At 73.1% G+C, this 21,867-nt stretch carries 17 protein-coding genes and 1 pseudogene; 6 read left to right on the top strand and 12 right to left on the bottom strand.

Annotation, left to right across the window (positions count from 1 at the left end; genetic code table 11):
- Positions 1-8 precede the first annotated feature (8 nt).
- Entirely contained in the window at positions 9-842 is an 834-nt protein-coding gene (locus tag ABH923_RS15795; RefSeq protein WP_370056339.1) for a helix-turn-helix domain-containing protein, read from the top strand.
- A complete protein-coding gene (locus ABH923_RS15790; protein WP_370056338.1) occupies positions 842-1,711 on the top strand; it encodes an aminoglycoside phosphotransferase family protein in 870 nt (289 codons plus the stop codon). The genes ABH923_RS15795 and ABH923_RS15790 overlap by 1 nt, the downstream gene beginning before the upstream one ends.
- Here ABH923_RS15790 and ABH923_RS15785 read toward each other — a convergent pair.
- The 7 genes and pseudogenes from ABH923_RS15785 to ABH923_RS15755 all read right to left on the bottom strand — a co-directional run bounded on the left by ABH923_RS15785 (position 1,683) and on the right by ABH923_RS15755 (position 9,319).
- Positions 1,683-2,372, bottom strand: a complete 690-nt coding sequence (locus ABH923_RS15785; RefSeq protein ID WP_370056337.1) for a phosphatase PAP2 family protein — start codon at positions 2,370-2,372, stop codon at positions 1,683-1,685. The genes ABH923_RS15790 and ABH923_RS15785 overlap by 29 nt on opposite strands.
- Positions 2,373-2,408: 36 nt before the next feature.
- The gene (locus ABH923_RS15780; protein ID WP_370056336.1) at positions 2,409-3,638 is read right to left on the bottom strand and encodes a multidrug effflux MFS transporter; all 1,230 of its coding nucleotides are present in this window, start codon (positions 3,636-3,638) and stop codon (positions 2,409-2,411) included.
- Between the two features lie 276 nt (positions 3,639-3,914).
- Positions 3,915-5,099, bottom strand: a complete 1,185-nt coding sequence (locus ABH923_RS15775; RefSeq protein ID WP_370056335.1) for an ROK family protein — start codon at positions 5,097-5,099, stop codon at positions 3,915-3,917.
- A gap of 59 nt (positions 5,100-5,158) precedes the next feature.
- Positions 5,159-6,256, bottom strand: coding sequence for a Gfo/Idh/MocA family protein (locus tag ABH923_RS15770; protein ID WP_370056334.1), 1,098 nt, complete (start codon positions 6,254-6,256; stop codon positions 5,159-5,161).
- Positions 6,241-6,933, bottom strand: coding sequence for a ThuA domain-containing protein (locus ABH923_RS15765; protein ID WP_370056333.1), 693 nt, complete (start codon positions 6,931-6,933; stop codon positions 6,241-6,243). Before ABH923_RS15765 ends, ABH923_RS15770 begins: the two co-directional genes overlap by 16 nt.
- Positions 6,934-7,015: 82 nt before the next feature.
- Positions 7,016-8,171 (bottom strand): annotated as a pseudogene (locus ABH923_RS15760) (Gfo/Idh/MocA family protein).
- 128 nt (positions 8,172-8,299) lie between these two features.
- The gene (locus ABH923_RS15755) at positions 8,300-9,319 is read right to left on the bottom strand and encodes a LacI family DNA-binding transcriptional regulator (protein WP_370056332.1); all 1,020 of its coding nucleotides are present in this window, start codon (positions 9,317-9,319) and stop codon (positions 8,300-8,302) included.
- Positions 9,320-9,389: 70 nt separating this feature from the next.
- Here ABH923_RS15755 and ABH923_RS15750 point away from each other — a divergent pair, with 70 nt between their 5' ends.
- The 3 genes from ABH923_RS15750 to xylB all read left to right on the top strand — a co-directional run bounded on the left by ABH923_RS15750 (position 9,390) and on the right by xylB (position 13,160).
- Positions 9,390-10,355: an acetylxylan esterase gene (locus tag ABH923_RS15750; RefSeq protein WP_370056331.1), complete on the top strand. Its 966-nt coding sequence runs from the start codon at positions 9,390-9,392 to the stop codon at positions 10,353-10,355.
- 79 nt (positions 10,356-10,434) lie between these two features.
- On the top strand, positions 10,435-11,628 hold the full coding sequence (xylA, locus tag ABH923_RS15745; protein ID WP_370056330.1) for a xylose isomerase: 1,194 nt from the start codon (positions 10,435-10,437) through the stop codon (positions 11,626-11,628).
- A gap of 104 nt (positions 11,629-11,732) precedes the next feature.
- On the top strand, positions 11,733-13,160 hold the full coding sequence (xylB, locus tag ABH923_RS15740; protein WP_370056329.1) for a xylulokinase: 1,428 nt from the start codon (positions 11,733-11,735) through the stop codon (positions 13,158-13,160).
- A gap of 142 nt (positions 13,161-13,302) precedes the next feature.
- On the opposite strand, the gene ABH923_RS15735 is transcribed toward xylB, so the two are convergent.
- The gene (locus ABH923_RS15735) at positions 13,303-14,400 is read right to left on the bottom strand and encodes a glycerate kinase (RefSeq protein ID WP_370056328.1); all 1,098 of its coding nucleotides are present in this window, start codon (positions 14,398-14,400) and stop codon (positions 13,303-13,305) included.
- A gap of 97 nt (positions 14,401-14,497) precedes the next feature.
- On the opposite strand from ABH923_RS15735, the gene ABH923_RS15730 reads away from it, so the two are divergent.
- On the top strand, positions 14,498-15,784 hold the full coding sequence (locus tag ABH923_RS15730) for an MFS transporter (RefSeq protein ID WP_370056327.1): 1,287 nt from the start codon (positions 14,498-14,500) through the stop codon (positions 15,782-15,784).
- Between the two features lie 27 nt (positions 15,785-15,811).
- Here the strand turns inward: ABH923_RS15730 and ABH923_RS15725 are convergent, their stop codons facing one another.
- From ABH923_RS15725 to ABH923_RS15710, 4 genes are all read right to left on the bottom strand, one after another.
- The gene (locus tag ABH923_RS15725; protein WP_370056326.1) at positions 15,812-17,197 is read right to left on the bottom strand and encodes an MFS transporter; all 1,386 of its coding nucleotides are present in this window, start codon (positions 17,195-17,197) and stop codon (positions 15,812-15,814) included.
- Positions 17,194-18,228: a LacI family DNA-binding transcriptional regulator gene (locus tag ABH923_RS15720; RefSeq protein WP_370056325.1), complete on the bottom strand. Its 1,035-nt coding sequence runs from the start codon at positions 18,226-18,228 to the stop codon at positions 17,194-17,196. The genes ABH923_RS15725 and ABH923_RS15720 overlap by 4 nt, the downstream gene beginning before the upstream one ends.
- A gap of 47 nt (positions 18,229-18,275) precedes the next feature.
- Positions 18,276-19,580 carry an APC family permease gene (locus ABH923_RS15715; RefSeq protein WP_370056324.1) on the bottom strand — a complete coding sequence of 435 codons (1,305 nt, stop codon included), beginning with the start codon at positions 19,578-19,580 and terminating at the stop codon, positions 18,276-18,278.
- 150 nt (positions 19,581-19,730) lie between these two features.
- Positions 19,731-21,866 carry an ArnT family glycosyltransferase gene (locus ABH923_RS15710; protein ID WP_370056323.1) on the bottom strand — a complete coding sequence of 712 codons (2,136 nt, stop codon included), beginning with the start codon at positions 21,864-21,866 and terminating at the stop codon, positions 19,731-19,733.
- Position 21,867: the final 1 nt, after the last annotated feature.

Below are 21,867 nucleotides of genomic sequence, written 5' to 3'. Positions count from 1 at the left end.
ATGGCAGCGTGACCTCGTCCACCGTCGCTGGGCCGCTGAGCAAAGGCCGGCTCACCCCCGGAGCGGACGCGCCCGCCGCGCCCGTCCGGATCGAGCGACGCGTGCCTGGTGAGGCGGCGACCGCGTTCGTGCGGCACTACTGGCTGCCGCGGTGGTCTCTGCCCGGCGGCGCGAGCGTGCGCGAGGCGGTGCTGGAGTACCCGACCGCGAACGTCGTGATCGAGGCGGACACCGCGTCGCTGTTCCGGGCGAGCCGCGGGCTGTCCGGGAGGACGCTGACCGGCGACGGCTGGGCGTTCGGCGCGATGCTGCGGCCGGGCGTTGCACGGCAGTGGGTGGGAGCCTCGCTGCGCGGGGCACCCCCGGCGATCCCGCTGGAGGCGCTGGAACCGCACGCAGCGCGGACGCTGACCGCCACGGTCGGCGCGGTGCGCGAATGCCTCGCCCACGACGACGCGGAGGCCGCGGTCGCGGTCATCGAGGCCGCCCTGCGCGACCTCCCGATCCCTGACGCCGACGCGCGACTGGTCGACGCTATCGTCGCCGCGGTCGAGTCGGACCGCGACCTGCGTCGGGTGGAGCAACTCGCCGACCGGTTCGGGATCGGCGTTCGGCACTTGCAGCGGCTCGTCGCCGGACACATCGGGTTCGGGCCGAAGTGGCTCATCCAGCGCTACCGGCTGCAGGAGGCCGCTGCGGCTCTTCGCGAGCCGGAGCCTCCCGCGCTCGCCCGCCTGGCGGTGGAGCTGGGGTACGCGGATCAGGCGCACTTCAACCGGGAGTTCAAAGCCGTGATCGGCGTGACGCCCGGGGCGTACGCGGCCGAGAGCAGGCGGACCTGATGGCGCGGGATCCCGACGCCCTGCTCGCGCCGTGGCGGGCGCGCTGGGCGCTGACACCGGACGGTGCAGCCTTCGCCACGCCGTCGAGCGTGCTGCAACCGGTGCGCCTGGAGGGCCGGGCGGCGTTCCTCAAGCTGGCGACGCACCCCGAGGAGGCCGCGGGCGGACGCGTGCTCCGCTGGTGGGACGGCCGCGGCGCGGCGCCGGTGCTCGTCGCGGAGGGCGACGCGCTCGTGCTCGTGCGTGCGACCGGCGGGCGCTCGCTGGAGTCGCTGGCGGCCTCCGGCCCGGACGGGGACGACGAGGCGACTCGCATCCTCTGCCGCGCCGCCCTTCGCCTGCACACGGTGACCGACCGGCCGCGACCGGACGGGCTGGTCGGCCTCCCGCGCTGGTTCGCCGAGCTCTTCGAGCACGCCACCGATCGTCCGCATGCCCATGACGGAATGTTCGCCCGCGCTGCCGCCGAGGCTCGGGCGCTGCTCGCCTCTCCGGAGGGCGACGTGGTGCTGCACGGCGACCTCCACCACGGCAACGTGCTGGACTTCGCCGGAGACGGCTGGCTCGCGATCGACCCCAAGCACGTCCACGGCGATCCGGGCTTCGACTTCGCGAACATCCTCTGCAACCCGTCGGCGGACGTGGCGCTCATGCCGGGACGGCTCGAGCGGACCGTGGCGGTGATCGCGGCGGAGACCGGGATCGCGCGGCGGCGGATGCTGCGCTGGGCGCTCGCCTGGGCCGGGCTCTCAGCGGCATGGTCGGAGCGCTCTGCCGGCGATGCGACGATCGCGGTGGGGATGGGCATCGCGGCGATGCGGGCGCTGGACGCCCTTCCTGCTACGTCTTCGCCCGGCCCGCCGCACTGAGGAAGAACGGGTGCGGCCGCGTGCTCTCCTCCGCCAGCTTGTATGCCAGCGGCGCCCACACGATGACCGCGACGCCCGCGCCGAGCAGGAGGCCGCCGATCGTGTCGCTCAGCCAGTGCGCGCCGAGGTAGGTGCGGCTGATCGCCATCAGCATCGCCCACGCGCCGCCCACGCACCACACCCAGACCCGCGGGAACAGGATGCCGAACACGACCGCCATCGTCGCCGCGTTCGCCGTATGCCCGGACGGGAATGAACCCGGATCGGCGACCACCAGGATCTCCGACGGACGCGCCCGGCCGACCGTGAGCTTGAGGACCTGCACGCAGATCACCGACACGACGCTCGCGATCGCGAAGAAGCCGGCGCCCCACGGCCTCCGGAACGCCAGCAGCAGGAGGAAGATCACCACGGGGATCACAACCGAGCCGACGATCCCGCCGCCGACCCAGTTGAAGAACAGGGCGGGGACGGTCCACACCGGCGACCGGTGCTCGACCACCTCCGCCATCCACTTCAGGTCGATGGCGAACGGCTCGGTCGGCCGGAACGCGATGATCCCGCCCAGCAGCAGCACGAGGCCGATGGCCACCGACGCCGAGATCAGCGGCCACCGGCGCTGTATGCGCGCGGCTTTGTGGAGGGGCGGCGTCGCGGTCATGGGATCACGGTACCGCCACGCGCAGGGCCGGCCGCGTCAGTGCGCGAGCGCCGGCACCGTCCGCGGCCGCACGATCAGCCACAGCGACCCGATGGACACCGCGGCGCAGATCGCCATCATCGCGCCCATCGGCCCCGCGCTTCCGGTGCCGAGCAGACCGACGATCGGCGAGAACACGCCCGCGGCGCCGAAATTGAGCGCGCCGAGCAGGCTCGCCGCCGTCCCGGCCTCGTGGCCGTGGTTGTTCAGCGCGAGCACCTGCACGCACGGGAAGCCGAAACCGCAGGCCGCGATGAAGAACCACAGCGGGATCGCCACACCCCAGAGCCCGGCGTGGGCCTGGTCGAGTACGACGATCGCGACCGACGCCAGGAACATCACGACTGTCGAGACGGCGAGGATCCACTGCGGTCCGACGTACTTGGTCAGGCGCGCCGCCGACTGCACGCCGATGATGATGCCGATCGAGTTGACCGCGAACAGGAGGCCGTACTCCTGCGGCGTGAACGCGTAGAGCTCCTGGAAGATGAAGGGGCTCGCCGACAGGTACGAGAACAGCCCGGTGAAGTTCGCGGCTCCCACGATCGCGATGCCGACGAACACCCGGTCGCTCAGCACCGAGCGGTAGCGCTGACCGACCGTCGAGTGGCCCGCGTCGTGCCTGCGCGCCTTCGGGAGGGTCTCGGCGATCCACAGCGACACGCACCCGAGTACGAACACGCCGTAGCAGGCGAGCACGACGAAGATGCCCCGCCACGGCATGACCAGCAGCAGCCACGAGCCGAGCACCGGGGCGAGAACGGGGGCGAGCCCGTTGACGAGCGCGAGTCTGCTCAGCATCCGCACAAGCGGACGTCCGCCGAACAGGTCGCGGACCATCGCCATCGCGACGACACCGCCGGCGGCGGCGCCGATTCCCATCAGCGCGCGGGCGATGCCGAGCAGCTCGACGTTGGGCGCGATCGCCGCGGCGAGACACGCGAAGATGTGGACGCCGGTCGCGGCGATGAGTGGGATGCGGCGGCCGATCTTGTCCGACCACGGGCCGACCAGGAGCTGGCCGAGGCCGAACCCGATCGTGGTCGCCGTGAGCGTGAGCTGGATCATCGCGGTGGAGACGTGGAAGTCGGACTCCAGCGTCGGCAGCGCAGGGAGGTACATGTCGATCGTGAACGGCCCGAGTGCGGTGAGCGCGCCGAGGATCAGGATGTACGCCAAGCGCTGGCGGCCGGTGAGCGAGTCGCCGGGATGCACGACGGTGGTCACGAAAGAGTCCTTCTGCTGGAGGGCGTGTGGGGAGGGGGCACGCGCCCGGCACTGGACGCAAAACGACAGCACCGCGAGGCGGTCGCGGTGCTGGGAGCCGCCCGTTCGAATCGATTCGATCGCGGGCGCCTGCCTAGCTTACAGCCTCCGGCCCCGAAATGTGAACGTGCACATCCCCCCAATTTCGCTGGACGCACCCAACCCGCCATCGATTCCGGAGTTGCGTACGCGACACGCCGGGCGTGGGCGTACACAACTCCGGAAGAGATCGAGGGGCTACGCGGCGGAGGGGGCGGCTAAGAGCGGGGTGAAGGCGAGTTCGGCGGCGCCGATCAGGAGGATGTCGCTGCCGAGGGCGGCCCGGGTGATGGTGAGGGTCTCGGCCGAGGCGGCGAGCGCCTGCGATGCCACGAGCTCGGGCAGCCGGTCGGGCGCGAGCTCGTGCAGCGCCCCCAGGAACCCGCCGAGCACGATCCGGTCCGGGTCGAAGACGTTGGTCGCGTTGCGCAGCGCGGTCGCCAGGAAGCCGAGCTGGCGGTCCACCTCGGCGAGCACGGCCGTGTCACCTGCCGCCACAGCCGCCCCCAGTGCCCGCGAGAGCTCGTCGGGGTCGGCGGAGGCCAGCCCGAGCACCCGCAGCAGCGCGCGCTGGCTCACCTCGGTCTCCAGGCAGCCGATCGCGCCGCAGTGGCAGCGCACGCCCGCCGAGTTCACCAGCGTGTGGCCGAGCTCGCCGGCGTAACCGCTGATGCCGGTCAGCGGCCTCCCGCCGACGATGACGCCCGCGCCGATGCCGGACGCGCCGCCGTTGACGTAGACGATGTCGTCGGCGCCCCGGCCGGCGCCGAACAGCCGTTCGGCGTTCGCGCCGAGGCTCGCGTCGTTGGCGGCGACCACGGGGTAGCCGGTGGCCTCCGCGAGCTCGGCCGCGAACGGCTCCTCCGCCCACTCCAGGTGCGGGGCGAGGCGGACCACGCCGTCCTCCTCCCGCACGAGCCCGGGCACCGCGACGCCGACGCCGACGACCCGGGAGGCCGCGGCCAGCTCGGGCCGCAGCCCGTCGATCACGGCGGCCGCGATGGCAGCGGCCTCCGCGGCGGTCGGGACATGCCCGGTGGGATAGCGCACCCGGCGGTGCACCTGCGCGTCGAGCCCGACGACGCCGACCGTGACCGCGTCGACCTCAGGGTTGACGGCGAGCGCGACGACCCGGCCGTCGGCGGCGACGACCGGGGACGGCCTCCCGACCCGGTTGCTGGTCTCCGGCTCGCGCTCGCGCACCAGCCCGAACTCGGCCAGCTCGGCGACGAGCGCGCCGATGGTCGAGCGGTTGAGGCCGGTCGCCTGGGTGAGCGCCGAGCGCGCCAGCGGGCCCTCGCGGTGCACCATCCCGAGCACGGCGGAGAGGTTGTGCCGCCGCACCGTGTCGAGGTTCGTCCCCGCCGTCGTCCTGCCGTTCATGGTCCCGGTCACTGTATTACAGGTCTCGGGGTGCGGCGGACGTCACCACGTCGCGGACCTCACCACGACTCTGGCCGCGCCCCCGCCGGCACCGCTTCGGGCCGCTCGACAGTGGAGGTCAGCGTCACGACCTCGTGCCGGGCGCCCGCCGCGAGCACGGCCTCCATGATCTCCAGCACGTGGAAGGCCAGCTCCCCCGAGGCGCGGTGCGGCCGGTCCGTCTCGATCGCGCGGGCCAGGTCGGCGAGACCGAAGCCGCGTCCCGCGTCGGCATAGCCACCCGCCACCTCGACCTCCCGGAACTCACGGTCGTCCGCTGTCGCGACCAGCACCGGGTCGGAGAACCGGTTCGGGTCGGGCGCGGCGAGGGTCCCCGCGGTGCCGTAGACCTCGAACAGCGGCACCCGGGAGGCCCACACCTCGAACGAGACGGTCACGGTCGAGACCACTCCGGACACGTGCTCCAGGATCGCGGTGACGTGCGTGTCCACGTCCACCGGCACCACGGCCCCCGCGTTCGGCCCGGTGGCGATCGCGCGCTCGCGCTCCGAGCGCCGGGTCGCCCCCGACACCCGCACGACCGGCCCGAAGAACGTCACGAGCGACGTCAGGTAGTACGGCCCCATGTCGAACAGCGGCCCGCCGCCCGGCTGGTAGTAGAACGCGGGCGCAGGATGCCACAGCTCGTGTCCGGGCGCCGTCCACGCCACCGCGGCGCCGAGCGGCACGCCGATGCGGCCCTCGTCGAGCACGGCGCGCGCGGTCTGGATGCCGGTGCCGAGTACGGTGTCCGGCGCGCAGCCCACCCGCAGTCCGCGCGCGGCTGCGTCCGCGAGCACCGGCGCCGCCTCCGCCGTCGTGAGAGCGAGCGGCTTCTCGCCGTAGACGTGCTTGCCCGCCGCGAGCGCGCGCAACGCGATGTCCACGTGGGCGAGCGGGATGGTCAGGTTGAGCACCACATCCACCTCGGGATGCGCGAGCAGCTCGTCCACCGTCATCGCCTCGACACCCTGCTCGGCCGCGACGGCAGCCGCCCGATCGAGATCGAGGTCCGCTACCGCGCGCAGCCGCAGGTTCGGCAGCTTCGGGAACTCCGCGAAGTACTGCGCCGAGATGACGCCGACGCCCACGACCCCGACGTTCAGCGCGCGGCCCACAGCAGCCCCCGCTCGATGATCGTTCGCACCGGCCGGGACTCCACGATCTCCAGCCGATGGCCCGGAGCGGAGACGAAGATGCGGCCCTTGCCCCACTGCCGCGTCCAGATCGCGGGCGCGGTGACCGGACGGTTCCAAGCGTCCCACGGCCGCACGGTCTGCGTCGTCGTAGCCAGGACGTCGTTGTACTCGTCGCTCAGCACCCAGTACTGCTCGGTCTCCAGGTCGAAGTCCGCGATGCCTTCCGTGATCGGGTGGGAGGCGCCGTACTCGGTGATGTTCACCGTGTACGGGAGGTAGTTGTCCGACTGCTCGCCGGTGCGCTCCGCCGGGTCCTTGCCCGCGTGGTGGGCGAACTGGCCGCCGATCATGTGCAGGTAGTCGGCGTTGTCCCGGTACGAGTCGGCGATGCCGCCGTGCCAGCCGCCCATCCCCGTGCCGTTCAGGATCGCGCGCTGCAGGCCCGCGAACTCCTCCCGCTCGATGGCGCTCATCGTGTTGATCTGGAGGACGAGGTCGACCGTGTCCATGAACGCCTCGTCGGTATACACGGCGGGGCTCCCCTCCACCCGCACGGCGAAACCGTTCTCCTCCAGGAACGGGATGAAGAGGTCGGTAGTCTCGACGGGCATGTGCCCGTCCCAGCCGCCGCGGACGACGAGGGCTTGTCTGGTCATGGGTTCCTTCCGGGTGCCGAGTGGGCGGATATTCCGCCCACTCGGTGCTTTTCGGTCGATTTTGCGCCTTCTCGACGGGGGGTCAGCTTGTGGGGGTCCAGGCGCTGTCGGCGGCGGCGGAGCGCTCGACGGCGTCGAGCACGCGCTGGACGTGCAGGCCGTCGGCGAAGGACGGCTCGGGGTCGGCGCCGCTCGTGACGGCGTCGACGAAGGCCGTGATCTGGTGGCTGAAGGCGTGCTCGTAGCCGATCGCGTGCCCGGTGGGCCACCAGTTCGTCATGTAGGGATGCTCGGGCTCGGTCACGATGATCCGGGTGAAGCCCCTGCTCCCCCGCCGGAGCCGTCGCGTCGTAGAACTGGAGCTCGTTCATCGCCTCCAGGTCGAAGGCGATCGCGCCCCGGGAGCCGCTCAGCTCGATCCGCAGCGCGTTCTTGCGGCCCGTGGCGTAGCGGGTCGCCTCGAACGCGCCGATCGCTCCCGCCGCCGCGCCACCGCCGAGGCGTGCGGTGAACCAGGCGGCGTCGTCCACGGTCACCCGGCCGCGTTCGCCGGAAGCCGTGCCGGAGAGCCCGACCGTCTCACCGAGCAGCGGCCGCTCCTCGACGAAGGTGGCGAGCGTGCCGGAGACGGACTCCAGTAGGGAGCCGGTCAGGTGCTCGACCAGGTCGATCGCGTGGGCGCCGATGTCGCCGAGCGAGCCGGAACCCGCGGCGTCCTTGTCGAGCCGCCAGGTCATCGGGCCGTTCTCGTCGCTCAGCCAGTCCTGCAGGTAGAGGGCGCGCACCTGCCGGATGGCGCCGAGGCGGCCCTCCTGCACCAGGCGGCGCGCGTAGCCGATCGCGGGGACGCGGCGGTAGCTGAAGCCCACCATCGAGCGGACGCCGCGCCCGGCCGCGCGCTCGGCGGCGGCGACCATCGCCTCCGCCTCGGCGACCGTGTTGGCGAGCGGCTTCTCGCAGAGGACGTGCTTGCCCGCCTCCAGCGCGGCGATGGCGATCTCGGCGTGCGAGGCGCCGGGCGAGCAGATGTCGATGACGTCGATGTCCGGGTCCTCGACAGCGCGCCGCCAGTCGGTCTCCGCGCGCTGCCAGCCGAACTTCGTGCGCGCGGCCTCCACTCGCTCCCGGTCGCGGCCGACGATCGTGGCCATGACCGGCTCGGCGGCGAGGTCGAAGAACCGCGGCGCGACCCGCCAGCCCTGGGAGTGGGCCGCGCCCATGAACCCGTAGCCGATCATCGCCACCCGCAGCTCGCGTGCCGCTGAAGTCATCCGTGCCGCTCCTTCGCGTGTCGTCCTGGTGGACGCTAACGAACGGGATTTTCACCCCGCAAGTTTCTCGCCGAGCTTGGAAAACTTTCGTCGCCTCAGCGCGCAGCGGGCGGCGCGGTGGAGTCGCGCACGACGAGCGAGGTCGCCAACTCCAGCCGGGGGTTCTCGACGGCTCCGGCGCGCAGGCGCAGTGCGGTGCGGGTCGCTTCCTCCGCCATCTCCTGCAACGGCTGGCGGATCGTCGTGAGCGCCGGCCGCACCCAGGAGGCCGGCGCGACGTCGTCGAAGCCGACGATCGACACATCGCGCGGCACGTCCAGGCCGAGCGCGAACGCCGCATCCATCGCCCCGAGCGCCTGCAGGTCGTTGCCGCAGACGATCGCGGTGGGGCGGTCGGCCTTCTCGAGCAGCCGGCGCGCCTCGCGCTCCCCGTCCGCACGACCGAAGTCGCCGACGCCCGCCAGCCGCGGGTCGAACGGGAGGCCGGCCTCCGCCAGCGCCGACTGGTATCCGGCGACGCGGGCGCGCGAGCACATCAGGTCGGGCGGCCCGGAGACGACAGCGATCCGGGTGTGGCCGAGCCCCAGCAGGTGCCGGGTCGCCGCGACACCGCCCGCCCAGTTGGTGGCGCCGATCGCGGGGACGTCCGGCGGCGGGTCGCCCGCCGGGTCCACGACCACGAACGGGATGTTGCGGGTGCGCAGCTGCTGCCGGTGCTCGGCCGTCAGGTTCGAGAACTGCAGGATCACCGCGACCGGCTTCCGGCTGAGCACGCCGGTGATCCAGTCGCGCCCCGGCTCGTGATGGTCGCCCAGGGCGGAGAGCGCGAGCACGAAGCCGGCCTCCCGCGTGATCCGCTCGACGCCGCGGATGATCTCCACCGACCACTCGCTCACCAAGTCGGCCACCACCAGCTCGACCAGCCCGCCGCGCTCCGGCTCCGGGCCCCGGCGCGCGTAGCCGGAGTCGCGCAGCAGCTCCTCGACCCCCGCCCGGGTGGGTGCGGAGACCCCCGGCCGCCCGTTCAGGACCTTCGACACCGTGGACAGCGACACGGACGCCTGCCGCGCGATCGCCTCCAGCGTCGGACGGCTCGGCGCGGTCGGTTCTGGCATGGGGACACTGTGCCACAATGTCCGCCAGGCTTCCGCGCCGATCCCCGCACCCGCCCTCCAGAGGAGACCCATGCCGCTCACCGACCTCACCCTCGCCGAACTGACCGACTTCCGCCCGGAGGTGGAGGAGCCCGCCGACTTCGACGCCTTCTGGGAGTCGACGCTCGCGGAGTCCCGCGCGGCCGGCGGCGAGGTGGTGCTGGCGCCCGCGACGACTCCCGTCACCCAGCTCATCGTGGAGGACCTGACCTTCCCCGGCTTCGGCGGCGAGCCCGTGCGCGCCTGGGTCTCCCGCCCGCTGCACGCGGACGGCCCGCTCCCCGCGGTCGTGCAGTACCAGGGCTACGGCGGCGGCCGCGGCCTCGCCGGCGAGAACGTCGACTGGGCGCTCGCCGGCTACGTGCACGTGTTCATGGACACCCGCGGCCAGGGCAGCGGGTGGGGCACGGGAGGCGGCACCGCCGACCCGCACGGCTCGGGTCCGGCGACCCCCGGCTTCATGACCCGCGGCATCCACGACCCGCACGAGCACTACTACCGCCGCGTGTTCACCGACGCGGTGCGGGCGGTCGACGCGGCCCGCACGCTGCCCTTCGTCGACGCGGCGCGGATCGCCGTGACCGGCGGCAGCCAGGGCGGCGGGATCGCCCTCGCCGCGGGCGCGCTGGCGGACGTGCAGGCGGTGCTGCCAGACGTCGCGTTCCTGTGCGCGTACCGCCGCGGCACGGAGGTCGCGGCCGACGGGCCGTTCCAGGAGCTGGCCACCTACCTGTCGGTGCACCGCGACGAGGTGGACGCGGCCTTCCGCACGCTGTCGTACCTCGACGGCGTGAACTTCGCCCGCCGCATCCACGCGCCGTCGTTGTTCTCGGTGGCGCTGATGGACACGGTGGTGCCGCCGTCCACGACGTTCGCGGCCTACAACCACCTGGCGGCGGCGGACCGCGCGATCGAGGTGTACCCGTTCAACGACCACGAGGGCGGCCAGGCCGCGCACTGGCACAAGCAGGCCGCCTGGCTGGCGTCGCGGATGTGATCGGAGTGGCGCTCGGGCGTCGGGCCTGGTATAAGTTTATCGAAACAACAAATCATCGACGACGCTGAAGGAACCTTCCATGAGCCTCACCCCCACCCGCGCCGACAAGTTCTCATTCGGTCTGTGGACCATCGGCTACAACGGCACCGACCCGTTCGGCGGCCCGACCCGGCCCCAGCTCGACGTGGTGGAGGCGGTGACCAGGCTCAGCGAGCTCGGCGCCTATGGCCTCACCTTCCACGACGACGACCTCTTCGCCTTCGGCTCCACCGACGCCGAGCGCCAGAAGCAGATCGACCGCCTGAAGCAGGTGCTCGCCGACACCGGCGTGATCGTGCCGATGGTCACCACCAACCTGTTCAGCGCGCCCGTCTTCAAGGACGGCGGCTTCACCTCCAACGACCGCGCCGTCCGCCGCTTCGCGCTCCGCAAGGTGCTCCGCAACCTCGACCTGGCCGCCGAGCTCGGAGCCAAGACGTTCGTGATGTGGGGCGGCCGCGAGGGCGCCGAGTACGACTCGGCCAAGAACATCCAGGCCGCGCTCGAGCGCTACCGGGAGGCCGTCAACCTGCTCGGCGACTACGTCACCGACAAGGGCTACGACATCCGCTTCGCGATCGAGCCGAAGCCGAACGAGCCGCGCGGCGACATCCTGCTGCCGACCGTTGGCCACGCCCTCGCCTTCATCAACTCGCTGGAGCGCCCGGAGCTCGTCGGCCTCAACCCCGAGGTCGGCCACGAGCAGATGGCGGGCCTCAACTTCGCCGCCGGCATCGCGCAGGCGCTGTACCACGGCAAGCTCTTCCACATCGACCTCAACGGCCAGCGCGGCATCAAGTACGACCAGGACCTCGTGTTCGGCCACGGCGACCTCCAGAACGCCTTCGCCCTCGTCGACCTGCTCGAGAACGGCGGCCCCAACGGCGGCCAGGCCTACGACGGCCCGCGCCACTTCGACTACAAGCCGTCGCGCACCGAGGACATCACGGGCGTGTGGGACTCGGCCGCCGCGAACATGCGCACCTACCTGCTGCTGAAGGAGCGGGCGGCCGCGTTCCGCGCCGACCCCGAGGTGCAGGCGGCGCTGGAGGCCTCCCGCGTGACCGAGCTGTCCCAGCCGACGCTCGGCGCGGGCGAGAGCTACGACGATCTGCTCGCCGACCGCAGCGCGTACGAGGACTTCGACGCGGGCGCCTACTTCGGCGGCAAGGGCTTCGGCTTCGTCCGCCTGCAGCAGCTCGCGCTCGAGCACCTCATCGGCGCCCGCGGCTGACGCTACCCGTTGCTGCCGAGGGGCACGTCGTTGTCGCTTTTCCGCGTGGAAAGTGACGACGACGTGCCCCTCGGTGGCTGAGTCTTGAGAAGTGAGGTGAGTTCGTGACGTTGGTCGCGGGCGTCGACTCGTCGACGCAGAGCTGCAAGGTGGTCGTGCGCGACCTGGAGACCGGCGCGCTGGTGCGCACCGGCAGGGCCGCGCACCCGGACGGAACGGAGGTCGACCCGGCCGCGTGGTGGAGTGCGCTGCGCTCGGCCCTGGAGGCCGCGGCCGGCCTCTCCGACGTGGCCGCGATCTCCATCGCCGGCCAGCAGCACGGCATGGTGGTGCTGGACGCGGACGGCCGCGTCATCCGCGACGCGCTGCTCTGGAACGACACCCGCAGCGCCCAGGCCGCCCGCGACCTGATCGCGGAGGTCGGCGCGGAGGCGTACGCGTCGCGGGTCGGCGTGGTGCCGGTGGCGTCCTTCACTGCGACCAAGCTGCGCTGGCTGCGGGACGCGGAGCCCGTCAATGCCGCGCGAGTGGCGGCCGTCGCGCTCCCCCACGACTGGCTGACCTGGCGTCTGCTCGGCTACGGCCCGGCGGACGAGAGCCCGCTGGGGCCTGACCTGGAGGCGCTGACGACGGATCGGTCGGACGCGAGCGGGACGGCGTACTGGAGCGCGGGGACCGGGGCGTACGATTTCGAGCTGTTCGAGCGGGCGCTGGGGCGTGCGGGGCGGGAGGCCGGGGGTTCAGGCGCGGGCGTCATCCTCCCCCGCGTCCTCGGACCTGCGGACTCCGCCGGCCGCACCCCTGACGGCGTCCTCGTCGGCCCCGGCGCCGGCGACAACGCGGGCGCCGCGCTCGGCCTTGGCGCCGCAGACGGCGACGTGGTCGTGTCCATCGGCACCAGCGGCACCGTCTTCGCCGTGACCGACGCCCCCATCGCGGACGCGACCGGGACCGTCGCCGGGTTCGCCGACGCGAGCGGCCTCCGCCTCCCCCTCATCGCGACCCTCAACGCGGCCCGCGTCCTGAGTTCCATCGCCGACCTCCTCTCAGTGGACTTCGACGCCCTCGCCGAGCTCGCGTTGTCGGTGGAGCCCGGCGCGGAGGGCGTCGTGCTCGTCCCGTACTTCGAGGGCGAGCGCACGCCGAACCTCCCGGACGCGAAGGCCAGCCTCCACGGCCTCACCATCGCGAGCACGCGCCCGGCGACGTTCGCACGCGCGGCCATCGAGGGGATGCTGTGCGGCCTCGCCGACGGACTCGACGCCGTGCGGGCGGTCGGGGTGAGGGAGAAGCGCATCCTGCTCATCGGCGGAGCAGCGCAGAACCGCGCGGTCGCGGCCATCGCGGCGCAGGTGTTCGACGCGCCGGTCGTCGTGCCGGCGCCGGGCGAGTACGTCGCCGACGGCGGAGCCGTGCAGGCGGCGTGGGCACTGACGGGTGAGCGCCCGTCCTGGACCGTGGAGGCGGCCCCGCCGCTGGCGGTCGACACGCGGCCGGTCATCCGCGAGCAGCGCGGGCAGTACCTGCCGTAGGCGCTACCGGAGGACATCCGGTTCCCACGCGGCCCATAGCGCAGCCAGCGGAGGAGATTGTGGGGCCGCGCGGCCCGATGTCCTCCGTTGGCTGTCGTGGGAGGGTGTGGGCGGGCCGATCTCCTCCGTTGGCGGCGACGGCTCAGGCGCGGCGGGCGAGCTCGGCGCCGGCGGCCGCGGCCCAGCGGAGCGGGTCGCCGATGGCGGCCGCGGAGTCGCCCGCGAGCTCGGAGAGCGAGACAGCGCCCGCGAAGCCGCGCGGCTGCGCCGTGATCGAACCGGCGGCCAGCAACGCGGGGATCCCCGCCGCACCAGCCAGCCCCGCGACGTACCCCGGGACCTTGCCCGCCGCCGACTGGTCGTCGTACCGGCCTTCGCCCGTCACCACCGAATCCGCACCGGCCAGCAGCGCGGGCAGCCCGAGCGCCTCCCCGACCGCCGCCGACCCCGGAGCGATCGTCGCGCCCCAGGCGAGCAGGCCGAAGCCGGTCCCGCCGGCCGCGCCTGCTCCCGGTGTGGCGGGGTCGACGGTGACGCCGGTCTCCCGCAGCATGTCCGCGAACCGGGCGAGCCCGGCCTCCAGCACGGGCACGTCGTCCGGACCCGCGCCCTTCTGCGGTCCGAACACCGCCGCCGCGCCGTCCGGTCCGAGCAGCGGGCTGGTCACGTCGCTCAGGACGCGCGCGCCTCCCGCGGGAAGCGCCCGCAGGCTCCCGAGCTCCACATGATCGAGGCCGGTGAGGCCACGATTTCCCGGAGGGACGGCCTCCCCGGCCGCATCGAGCAGCCGCGCACCGAGGACCGACAGCATCCCGGCTCCCCCGTCCGTGGAGGCGCTGCCCCCGATCGCGAGCAGCAGCCCGGTCGCACCGGCGTCCAGCGCGGCCGCGATCGCCTGACCGAACCCGGTCGTCTGGGCGTCGAAGGAGGCGAGCGCCGGCATCAGCCCGATCCCGCTGGTCTCGGCCAGCTCGACGACGGCCGTCTCGTCCGGCAGCAGGAGCCAGCTCGCGTTCCGCGGGGCGCCGTCCGGTCCGGTCACGCGCACGGGACGGCGGCTGGACCCGGGCACCGCCACCTCGAACGCGTCAAGCGTGCCCTCGCCGCCGTCCGCCATCGGCGCGAGGACGATCCGGTCGTCGGGACGCACCGACGACCATCCCGCGGCGAGCGCCGACGCCACCTCCGCCGCCGTCGCGGAGCCCTTGAAGGAGTCGGGGGCGAAGACGACGGTGCTCATCAGCACCACCCTGGCACAGTTCCGGAGACGGCCTCTGGCATCCCGCCACCGAGAGGACGATGATTCTGGGCATGAACGCACCATCCGGTCCCCGGCCATGAACCCGTCACCCCGCCGGGTCCAGGCCGTCTACCTCACCCTCCTGCTCGGCAACACCCTGGCCGCGTCGTTCATCTGGGGCATCAACACCCTGTTCCTGCTCGACGCCGGACTGACCAACTTCGAGGCGTTCGCGGCGAACGCGTTCTTCACCGCTGGGATGGTCATCTTCGAGATCCCCACCGGGGTCGTCGCCGACACCATCGGGCGCCGCGCCTCCTATCTGCTCGGCACGATCACCCTGTCGCTGTCGACCGTGCTGTACTGGCTGCTCTGGCTGTGGCACGCGCCGTTCTTCTGGTGGGCGGTGGCCTCCATGCTGCTCGGGCTCGGTTTCACCTTCTTCTCCGGCGCGACGGACGCGTGGCTGGTCGACGCGCTCGCGTACACCGGGTACACCGGGAGCCTGGAGTCCGTCTTCGGTCGCGCGCTCGTCGTCACCGGGGCGGCGATGTTCGCCGGGTCCGTGCTGGGCGGGGTGATCGCGCAGGTGACGAACCTCGGGGTGCCGTTCCTGTTGCGCGCGGGCGTGCTCGTCGGGATGTTCGTGTTCGCCTTCATCGCGATGCGCGACGTCGGTTTCACCCCCGACCGATCGATGGGGCCGCTCCGGGCGACCAGGAACGTCCTCACCCAGTCGATCGAGCACGGGATGCGGAAGCGCTCGGTGCGCTACATCATCCTGTCGGCGCCGTTCGCGTCCGGGGTCGGGATCTACGCCTTCTACGCCCTCCAGCCGTACCTGCTCGAACTGTACGGCGACCCGAAGGCGTACTCGGTCGCCGGACTCGCGGCGGCCATCCTGTCGCTCGCGCAGGTGGCGGGCGGCATCTTCGCGCCGCGGCTCCGGCGCCTGTTCGCCAAGCGGACGACGACGATCATCGGCGCCTCGCTCGCCAGCATCGTCATCCTGGTGGCGATGGGACTGACGGCGTTCTTCTGGTTCGCGGTGGTGCTGCTGGTGATCTGGGGTTTCGTGTTCGCGGTGGCGGGCCCGGTGCGGCAGGCGTACCTGAACGACATGATCCCGTCGAAGCAGCGCGCGACCGTGCTGTCGTTCGACTCGCTGTTCGGGAGCCTCGGCGGCGTGGTCATCCAGCCGGCGCTCGGGCGCGCGGCCGACCTCTGGGGGTACGGGACGTCGCTCGTCATCGGCGGCGCGATCGAGCTGATCGGGATCCCGTTCCTGCTGGCGAGCCGGCGGCAGGACGACCCGTCGGACTCCGCGGGAGCGCGTGGGGCGGCCGCGGCGGGCGACGCGGAGGCCGCCCCCACCGCTCCGTGAGCGACCGCTTCACAGGCGCGCGGCGGGTCAGCGGCGGACGATCCGGCCGCCGCACAGCCACGCGGCCAGGCACAGGACGCCGTTCACGGCGAATACCCCGGCGAACGCCGCGGGCGATGACGCGCCGCCGAGCGCGGAGAACGCGATCGCGGTCGTGGCCAGGGCGATGGCCGAGCCGGTGGAGTCCGCGATCGACAGGGCCGAGCTGTTGAAACCCTGGTCGGCGGGGGTCGAGTACTCCAGGGTGAGGACGCCGAGGCGCGGGTAGAGGATGCCCATCCCGGCGCCGGCGAACGCCCAGCCGACGACCACGATCACCGGGGAGGCCCCGGTCAGCGCGGTCACCAGCAGGGAGGCGATCGCGATGGTCAAGCCGAGGGCGCCGAGGCGCGCGGCGAGGCGGTGGCTGATCGACGGGAACCGGCCCTGCGCCCAGGAGGCCGCGGCCCAGCTCAGGCCCGCGGCGGTGAGCGCGAGGCCCGCGACGGCCGGGGACGCGCCGTACTGCGTCACCATCAGCAGCGGCACGTAGACCTCCGCGGAGAAGAACGTCCCGGCGATGATCGCCCGCAGCAGGACCACGCTCGGGAGGCCGCGGCGCGCGAGCAGCGTGCCCGCCGGGATCAGGGGCCGCAGCGCCGCGATCGCACCCGCCGCCGCGAACACCGGGACCAGCCACTGGACGGGTCCGCGCGCCTCCGCGGCGAGTGTGAGGGCGAGGACGGCGACTGCCACCAGCGTGGCCAGCCCGGCACGTGCCAGCTCGCGCCGGCCTCCCTCCGGTCGCCGCTCGGGCGCGTGCAGGCCGCGCATCGCGGGCACGACCATCAGCATCGCGAGAACGACCAGCGCCACGACGCCGAGGAACACCCAGCGCCAGCCGACCGTCTCGGCGACGGCGCCCGCGATCACCGGGCCGATCAGCGACGGGATGACCCACGCGGCGGCGAAACCGGCGAAGATCCGGGCGTGCAGCCGTGGTGGGTAGACGCGCGCGACGATCACGTAGAGCGCCACGGTGAGCGCGCCGCCGCCGAGCCCGTGCACGAGCCGTCCGGTGACGAACAGTCCCATCGTCGGTGCGAGACCGGCCAGGATGAGCCCGGTCGCGAACAGCCCGACCGATGCGAACAGGACGGTTCGGGGGTTGCCGCGGTCGCACCAGGTCCCGGCCACGACCATGCCGACGACCCCGACGGCGAGCGGCCCGGCGAATGCGAAGGCGTACAGGCCGGCGCCGTGCAGCTGGTGGCTGACGGTGGGCATGATCGTCGTCACCGCGAGCGCTTCGAAGGCCGCCAGCGTGACGAGCAGGCACATCCCGATGCTCACCCAGCGGTAGCGCGGCGCGAGCACCCCCTCCGGCTTGGCGAGGCGCCCGGCCATGTCCCGGTGCCGCTCGTCGGTGCTCATCCGCCCGGCCTCCCGGCAGCCCCGGGAGCTGTCGTCGACTCGCGCACGATCAGCTCCGGCAGCAGGCTGGCCGGCCCCGGCACCTCGCCGCCCTCGATCTCGGCGACCAGGCGCTCCACACTGCGGCGGCCGAGCTCGGTGAAGTCCTGCAGGACGGTGGTCAGCGGCGGCCAGAAGTGCGCCGCCTCCGGGATGTCGTCGAAGCCGACGACGCTCAGGTCCTCCGGGATGCGCCGGCCGGCCTCCCGGGCGGCGTGGTACACCCCGAGCGCCATCTGGTCGTTCGACGCGAACACCGCCGTGGTCTCGGGATCCCGCACGAAGGTCTGAGCTGCGCGATACCCCGACTCGGCGGACCAGTCGCCCTCCAGCAGCGCCGGCGCCAGGCCCGCGGCCTCCAGCTCGTGGCTGTAGCCGGCGACGCGCGCCTGCGCCTCGAACCACGCGAGCGGGCCGGTGATGTGGAGGATGCGCCGGTGACCGAGCCCGATCAGGTGCGCGGTCGCCGCGCGGGCCCCGGCCTCCTGGTCGACCGTCAGCTCGCGCTCGACGTGCTCCGATCCGCCCTGGAGCGTGACGTACGGGACGCCGATGCGCGCGCTCGAGATGTGCTCCAGCACCAGGTCCTGCGGCGCGATGACGATGATGCCCTCCACCGCCTGCGCCAGCAGGTGGTCGAGCGCCGCGGCGATCCCCGCGTCGGTCAGCTCGGGGATCTGGGCGACCGCGAGGTAGTACCCGGCGTCGCGAGCGGCGCCCTGGACGGCGTTGATGCTCGACACCGGCCCGTAGAGGGCGGCCGCGGTGGTGGAGAGCACGCCGAGGGTGCGCGACCGCGCGGTGACGAGCGCCCGCGCCGCCCGGTTGGGGCGGTACTGGAGGTGCTCCATCGCGTCGAGGACACGCTGCCGGGTGGAGTCCCGGATGCTCGGGTGGTCGTTGATGACCCGGGACACCGTCTGGTGCGAGACGCCGGCGAGGAGCGCGACGTCGCGGATGCTCGCGGCGCGGACCGCAGGATCGTGGGGCACCGCCCCATTATCCGTGACGGGGCCGTGCTGCGGCGCGTCCGTGCGGCTCACCCGCGGCGGCGCGTCCTCCGGCGCGTAACGACCCCGACGAGCACCGCGATCGCCGCGATCCCGGCCGGGAACACCAGGTGCCAGCCGGCCAGCACCAGCAGTCCTGCCGCGAACACGACCGAGAGGACAGCCATCCACCACCCCGGCGAGCGGGTCGGCAGCAGGACGATCGCACTCGCGACGCCCAGCCCGTAGACGGCCGCCGCGATGCTGGTGTGCACGAGGATGAACGGCTGGAGGTCGCCGCTGGCCAGCACCACGACCGAGTACAGCGCCATGACCACCGCCGACAGTAGGAGCCCTCGTCGAGCGACGGCGCCGTTCTCGGCGCCGCGGCCGAACCAGGTGGGGAGGTCGCCGTCGCGGCCCATCGCGGCGCCCAGCTTGCTGAAGGCGGCGAGGTAGGCGTTGAAGACGCCCGTGACGACGATCGCGGCGATGACCGCGACAACGATGCCGCCGCCGGAGCCGGTCGCGACCGACACGAGGTCGAGCAGCGGGACGGCCGATGTGGCGGCGCGGCCGCCCAGCACGGCGACGGTGACGGTCTGGATCGCGAGGTAGGCGACCGACACGATCACCAGCGCCAGAGCGGTCGCGCGCGGGATGTCGCGCCGCGGGTTGCGGAACTCCCCGCCGATGCCGGCGACGGCCTCCCATCCGGCGAACGCCCAGATGTAGAGGCTCATCGCGAGCCCGACGCCCGACCAGCCGTGCGGGAGCAGGGGCTGGAGGTTCCCGGCGCGCGCGTGCGGCGCGGCGGCGGCGAGGACGAAGACGAGCACGGCGATGAGCGCCCCGGAGAGCACGAGCTGGACGGACGCGGCGAACCGGACGCCGAACGCGGTGACCGCGACGGGGACGACCATCAGGGCGATCGCGATGACGACGGTCTGCACGGCGTCGCCGCCGATCACCGCCACGACGTAGCGCGCGGTCATCAGCGCGGCGATGGGTGCGCCGATCGGGGTGCCGAAGAAGAACCAGTAGCTGACGATCCGCGCGGAGGTCGGGCCGAAGGCGCGGCGGGCGAACGTGGCGACGCCGCCGGCGTCGGGGTGGCGGCGGGCCAGCGCGGCGAACGTCGCGGCCAGTGGCACCGAGATGAGCGCGAGGGCGGCGACCGCGAGGATCGCGCCGGGTCCGGCCGCGGCGGCGGCGAGCGCGGGCAGGACGAGGATGCCCGTTCCGAGGACGGCCGCGACGTAGAGCGCCGTGCCGCCGGCGACGCCGAGGTGCCCGCGGTGCTCGACGGGCTCCGCCGTGGGCACCCGCGTGGCGGAGGGGGCGCTATCGGTCACTGGACCATCTTGGCGTGGACCACCGACATCCGCCGCTCATCCGCAGCCAATCGCCGATGATCGCCCGCCAACCGTTCACCGCGTCGCCGAGGGGCACGTAAACGCCCCTAAAACGGCGTTTTAGGGGCGTTTACGTGCCCTTCGAGGGCGTCACTTCGTCAGGTCGTAGAGGGTGACACCTCCCACTGTCGTCGCGGTGTAGTTCTTCTCGACCCAGGAGGCGATGGCGCTGGAGGCGCTGCTCCCGCCGTTGGCCTGGCCGACCCCGCCGGCGATGAAGTAGTGGACCTTTCCTTCCTTCACGTACTGCTCGAACTGCGCCAGCGTGGGTGACGGGTCGGAGCCGTTGAAGCCGCCGATCGGCATCACGGCCTCCTGGGTCGCGAGCTGGTAGCCCGCCGCGGAGTTGGAGCCGATCGCCGCCGCCACCCAGGTGTAGGAGGAGGCGTTCGCCTTCAGCAAGGCGCTGAGCTGGGAGCTGACCGTGCTGGAGCCGAGGAGGCCGCCCATTCCGCCGCCGCGCGCAGCGCCGGGTGCCCCGGTGGCGCCGCCCGTCGTGCCGCCCTGCGCGCCCGTCGTGCCGCCGGTGCCGCCGGCCGTCCCGCCGGTCCCGCCTGCCGTCCCGCCGGTCCCGCCGTTCGTCCCACCGGTCCCGGGGAACCCGCCCTGTCCGCCGAAGCCGCCACCCGGCGCGCCCCCGCCGCCGGTGGGCGCCCCGCCGAATCCGCGCCCGCCGCCCGGCCCGCCCATCGCCCCCGCCACGGTCGGCCCCGCGGTCACGATCGACCCGCTGTGCCCCGTGGTCACGGTCTGCAGCGTGTACGCGGTGGGCGCGAGCAGCGCCGCCACCAGCGTCGCGGCGATGGTCGCGCCTGACAGCGCCCGGCTGCGCGGGGGAAGGAGCAGCAGCACGGACGCCGCGAGCGCGACGGCGAGGACGACCACCTTCAGCCACGGGAGCCAGGAGGTCGCGCGGTCGAGCAGCACCCACGCCCACACCGCGGTGCCGAGCATGGTCACGGCCGAGAGGATGCGCACCCACAGCCGGTCGCGGGCACCCCAGACCGCCGAGGCGCCGATCGCGACGACGCCGGCGAGCGCCGGGGCCAGCGCGACCGTGTAGTAGGCGTGGAAGATGCCGGCCATGAACGAGAACGCGACCGCGGTCACGATCAGCCAGCCGCCGAACAGCAGGAGGGTCGCGCGGCGGGCGTCGGTGCGCGCCATCCGGCGGCCGAGCAGGAGCGCCACGACGAACAGCACGAGCGCCGCCGGGAGCAGCCAGGCGATCTGGCCGCCGACCTCGTTCTCGAACAGGCGCAGGATGCCGGTGGCTCCCCACATCCCGCCTCCCGTCGCGCCGCCCCGGCCGCCGGTCACGCTGCCGGTCTCGTTGCCGGTGAGGCGGCCGAGCCCGTTGTAGCCGAAGGTCAGCTCCAGGAAGCTGTTGGTCTGCGAACCGCCGATGTACGGCCGCAAGGAGGCGGGGACGACCTGGACGATCGCGACCCACCAGCCCGCGGCGACGACCACCGCGCCGAGCGCCGCGAACAGGTGGCCGAAGCGCTTCGCCCAGGAGATCCGCGCCGCCGCCAGGTAGACCCCGGCGAGCACCGGGAGAATGAGGAACGCCTGGAGCTGCTTGGTCAGGAACCCGAAGCCGACCGCGACGCCCGCCCAGATCACCCAACGGATGCGCCCGGACTCGATGCCGCGCAGGGTCAGGTAGGTCGCCAGTGTCAGCAGCAGCACGAGCAGCGCGTCCGGGTTGTTGAACCGGAACATCAGCGCCGCCACCGGTGTCACCGCCAGCACGCCGCCCGCGAGCAGCGCGGTCCGCGCGCTGAAGTTGCGGCGCACGATCAGGTAGACGAGCCACACGGTCGCGACGCCCATCAGCGCCTCCGGCACGAGGATGCTCCACGAGCTGAGGCCGAAGATCCGCACCGAGAGGGCCATGATCCAGAGGCTCGCGGGAGGCTTGTCGACCGTGATCGAGTTCGCGGCGTCGCTGGACCCGTAGAAGAAGGCCTCCCAGTTCACCGACCCGGCCTGCACGGCGGCTGAGTAGAAGGAGTTGGCCCAGCCGCTGGCGGCGAGGTCCCAGAGGTAGAGGAGCGCGGTGACGGCCAGCAGGCCGAGCAGCGCCGGGCGCTCCCAGGCGGCGGCGCCCTCCCTGCCGCGCACGAGGCGGCGCAGCCAGGCGGTGGAGCGACGGGGCTCGGAGGTGGAGGCGGGGACGGTCGTGCTGGGTGCGCTCGGGCTGGGTGCTGTCGTGACGGACATG

Source organism: Leifsonia sp. EB41 (genome assembly GCF_041262565.1).
In the GTDB taxonomy this organism is placed as follows: Bacteria; Actinomycetota; Actinomycetes; order Actinomycetales; family Microbacteriaceae; genus Leifsonia.
This window is presented reverse-complemented; position numbering and strand designations above follow the sequence as displayed.